The following is a 3,062-nucleotide window of genomic DNA, read 5'->3' as shown; positions in this document are numbered from 1 at the left end:
GGATTCCATCGTCGACTTTTCAGGGTTGACGCCGGATCAGCAGTTCCAGGCCGGTCTGGCATGCGGCAGCGTCCGGGCGACACCGACGACGCCGATCGATCCATCGGGCCTGTGCCCGGCGTCGCAATACACATCGTCGCTGGTGAAGATCCCCGCCGCGGGTACGGAAGACGACGATCACAATCCGCCGCGGGTCTTACCGCGTCATCTGTTCGACCTGGGAGCGGGCATCGACAACCTGTTCAAAGCCGACAGAAACAAGTGGAGCATCCGCGTGGAAGCCGTCAATGTCGCCAACAAGACGGCTGTTTACAACTTCCTCTCGACGTTCAGCGGAACGCATTACGTGACGCCGCGGACAGTGTCGGGAACACTGGCCTTCCATTTCTGATCGGGCCGTCGCTCTGATTGAATCCAAGCGGCCGGATCTGGTACTACTCGACCTGCAGATGCCGGAGGTCGATGGTTTTGGCGTCGTCCGGCTGCTGAACAAGCGTGATATGCCGATGATCGCGTTCGTTACGGCACACGACGAGCACGCGATACGCGCTTTCGAGCTGAATGCGGTCGATTACATCCTGAAGCCGGTGGAGGCAGCGCGCCTCTGCCAAACGATCGACCGGGCTAAAGAGCGCCTGGAACGTGAAGACCGCAGAGCGGAGGAAATCGATCGCATCCGGGCCGCGGCGGCGGACTACGATATCAACGAAAAGGAAGAGCCGTTGCAATGGATTCCGATCCGGCGGCGGGACGAGATCATTCTGGTTCCCGTCGAGCAACTCGTATCCGTGGTTGCCGAAGGTGAATTGATTCACCTGTCCACCACCACCAAGGAGACGCATACGATCTTCTATCGGCTGAAGGATCTCGCGGCCAGACTCGATCCCAGGAACTTCGTCCGGCTCGGCCGCGGGGCGGTCGTGAACATCAATATGATCCGCCGGATCGTTCCGGTTGCCGGCGGCACCTACACCGTCATCCTGAGCGATGACCGGGAATTGCCCGTGAGCCGCATCCAGTCCCGCGTCCTTCGAGAAAAATTGTTGAGATTGTAGATCGCCCTATAAGTTTGTCCCGTGTTTTTCAAAAGAAGCTGGCTTCCCCGCAAGTTCATCCCCTGTTTTCTATAGCTTCGGTACGCGGCTACGAGAGTGGAGATGTTTTGCCGCTGGTTACAATATCGGCATAAGAGCTAAAATAGGCCTCAGCATGTTCGGTAAACTGCTTCGGCTCTGCCTCGTCATAATTTTCTGTAGCGTTTTCCAGGTGACATTGAAGGCACAGAACGTCATGCCCGGTGTCCGGCAAAATCCGGCTGCTGTCACAAAGTTTTTCGCTCAGCTTCAGCGCATCTTCGGCAAATTCAGTCAGGCGGATTTGCAGGAGGTTTTCCAGGCGGCGGATCGCATAAGCTGTACCGAGCTTGTCCGGGGCAAGGGGGATTGGAAGCCGGTGGCGTTTTTCAACGACAATCGCGCGCTGGGTTCCTGGTATCACCACAGCCTTGAAGAAGTGAAGGGAGATTTGCGCCAGTACTCCTTCAGCGGTGCCTGTCGCGACGCCCGCAGCCCCATTCAGGTGACCACCAGATTTCCAGTTCTGGAGAGTATCGATTCATTTAACAACCGCGATATCCGGTTCGAGCAAATCGACCTGAATCTCAACCCCCCGGTTGATGCCGTTTACGATAGCCGGTTGCAATCGTATTCTTTCGATCTGCCGTACATGTTTCTTCGTGACTATCGCGATGGGATGCGGTTCTACAGCCTGAGCCCCGAGAAGATTTCAGAACGCGACAAGTATCAGCGGGACGTGACGGACCATTGGGACTGTAAGTCTGTCCGGGAAAAAGACGTAACCTATCAGTTTCTGATTTGCCGTGTGACTGTAGCTTATGTGGCTTCTTTGCGGAGGGGCTCGCGCAGGGTTCCCTTTGGCGCAGCCGCGTATTCGATATTGTCGGACGGGAAAGAAGCATCGGCAGACGTCAGATACTCATTCGACGATTCCCCACAAACGCCACCTCAACAGTAAGCCGGATCCCGTGAACGTTCTCGGCACGGCCGGTTTGTCGCCAATGTGATCGACCAGCAGAGGACTTTTTGTGCCAAGCTTACGTTTGTGAAACTGCCATGACGCTGATTCCTTTGACGGATATCTCCCGCCGGCCGGCCCGCTATCCTGCGATGACGACGGCCCTCATTCTGATGAACGTGTTGGTTTTTGTGCTGGAAATCATGGGCGGCGCGTCGTTTGTCCAGCAGTGGTCGGTGATTCCCGCAGTGATCGTTTCCGGCAGGAGCTGGCTGACGATCTTCAGCGCGATGTTCATGCATGGCGGCTGGATGCATATTATCGGCAACATGGTCTTCCTTCACGCTTTCGGTCCGGAGGTCGAAGATGCGATGGGACGGCTGCGATACCTGATTTTCTACCTGCTCAGCGGAATCGCCGCCACTCTGGCGCAGATCCTCATGGCGCCCTCCTCGCAGGTTCCGAATCTCGGTGCAAGCGGCGCCATCGCCGGCGTGATGGGCGCCTTCTTGATTACATATCCCAGAGATCGGATACGCGTTCTGCTCGTGATATTCATCTTTATCCGCACAACTATGATTCCGGCCTCGTTGCTGATCGGACTCTGGTTTATCATCCAGCTCTTCAGCCAGGTGGGCGCCGTAGCGGCCGTCCAGTCCGGGGGCGTCGCTTATGCCGCGCACGTCGGCGGATTCATCTTCGGCGCGATCTCCGCGCGCTTTTTCGAGAGGAACGGACCCGTTTTGTCTCAGGCATAGCTTAGAACGTCCCGTAGTGAGAGAAATCGCATTACGAGAGATTTCGTCCGTCAAGCGCACGTCTATCATGGTGTTCCTCGGCTTTGTCCTCTTCGCCGGACCGGCCCTAAACGCGCAAACATTAAAAGTTGATGTAGTGCTTCAAGAGGTTACATCAACGGTAACCGATTCCGACGGCAAGCTCGTAACGGATCTTCAACCCGAAGATTTCATCGTTGAGCGCGATGGAGTCCCTCAAAAAATCGAGCACTTTTCACATGGTAAGAATGT

Annotated in this window: 5 protein-coding genes; all 5 read left to right on the top strand. The window is 56.1% G+C overall.

All coding sequences use genetic code 11. The annotated features are described in order from the left end of the window. The coding region (locus tag VGK48_16225; protein ID HEY2382722.1) for a hypothetical protein at positions 1-391 on the top strand (391 nt) is incomplete at its 5' end. Further along, the gene (locus VGK48_16220) at positions 384-1,055 is read left to right on the top strand and encodes a LytTR family DNA-binding domain-containing protein (GenBank protein HEY2382721.1); all 672 of its coding nucleotides are present in this window, start codon (positions 384-386) and stop codon (positions 1,053-1,055) included. The genes VGK48_16225 and VGK48_16220, both read left to right, overlap by 8 nt. Before the next feature lie 154 nt (positions 1,056-1,209). Further along, positions 1,210-2,034: a hypothetical protein gene (locus VGK48_16215; GenBank protein ID HEY2382720.1), complete on the top strand. Its 825-nt coding sequence runs from the start codon at positions 1,210-1,212 to the stop codon at positions 2,032-2,034. Between the two features lie 98 nt (positions 2,035-2,132). Continuing rightward, positions 2,133-2,792 carry a rhomboid family intramembrane serine protease gene (locus VGK48_16210; GenBank protein HEY2382719.1) on the top strand — a complete coding sequence of 220 codons (660 nt, stop codon included), beginning with the start codon at positions 2,133-2,135 and terminating at the stop codon, positions 2,790-2,792. A 16-nt stretch (positions 2,793-2,808) separates the two neighbouring features. Then, on the top strand, positions 2,809-3,062 hold a 254-nt coding region (locus VGK48_16205), incomplete at its 3' end, for a hypothetical protein (GenBank protein HEY2382718.1).

The organism is Terriglobia bacterium (assembly GCA_036496425.1).
Lineage (GTDB): Bacteria > Acidobacteriota > Terriglobia > 20CM-2-55-15 > 20CM-2-55-15 > 20CM-2-55-15.
This window is presented reverse-complemented; position numbering and strand designations above follow the sequence as displayed.

Coding starts and splice junctions, on each gene's coding strand:
- VGK48_16215 (HEY2382720.1), top strand. CDS start 1,210: ATGTTCGGTAAACTGCTTCGGCTCTGCCTCGTCATAATTTTCTGTAGC.
- VGK48_16210 (HEY2382719.1), top strand. CDS start 2,133: ATGACGCTGATTCCTTTGACGGATATCTCCCGCCGGCCGGCCCGCTAT.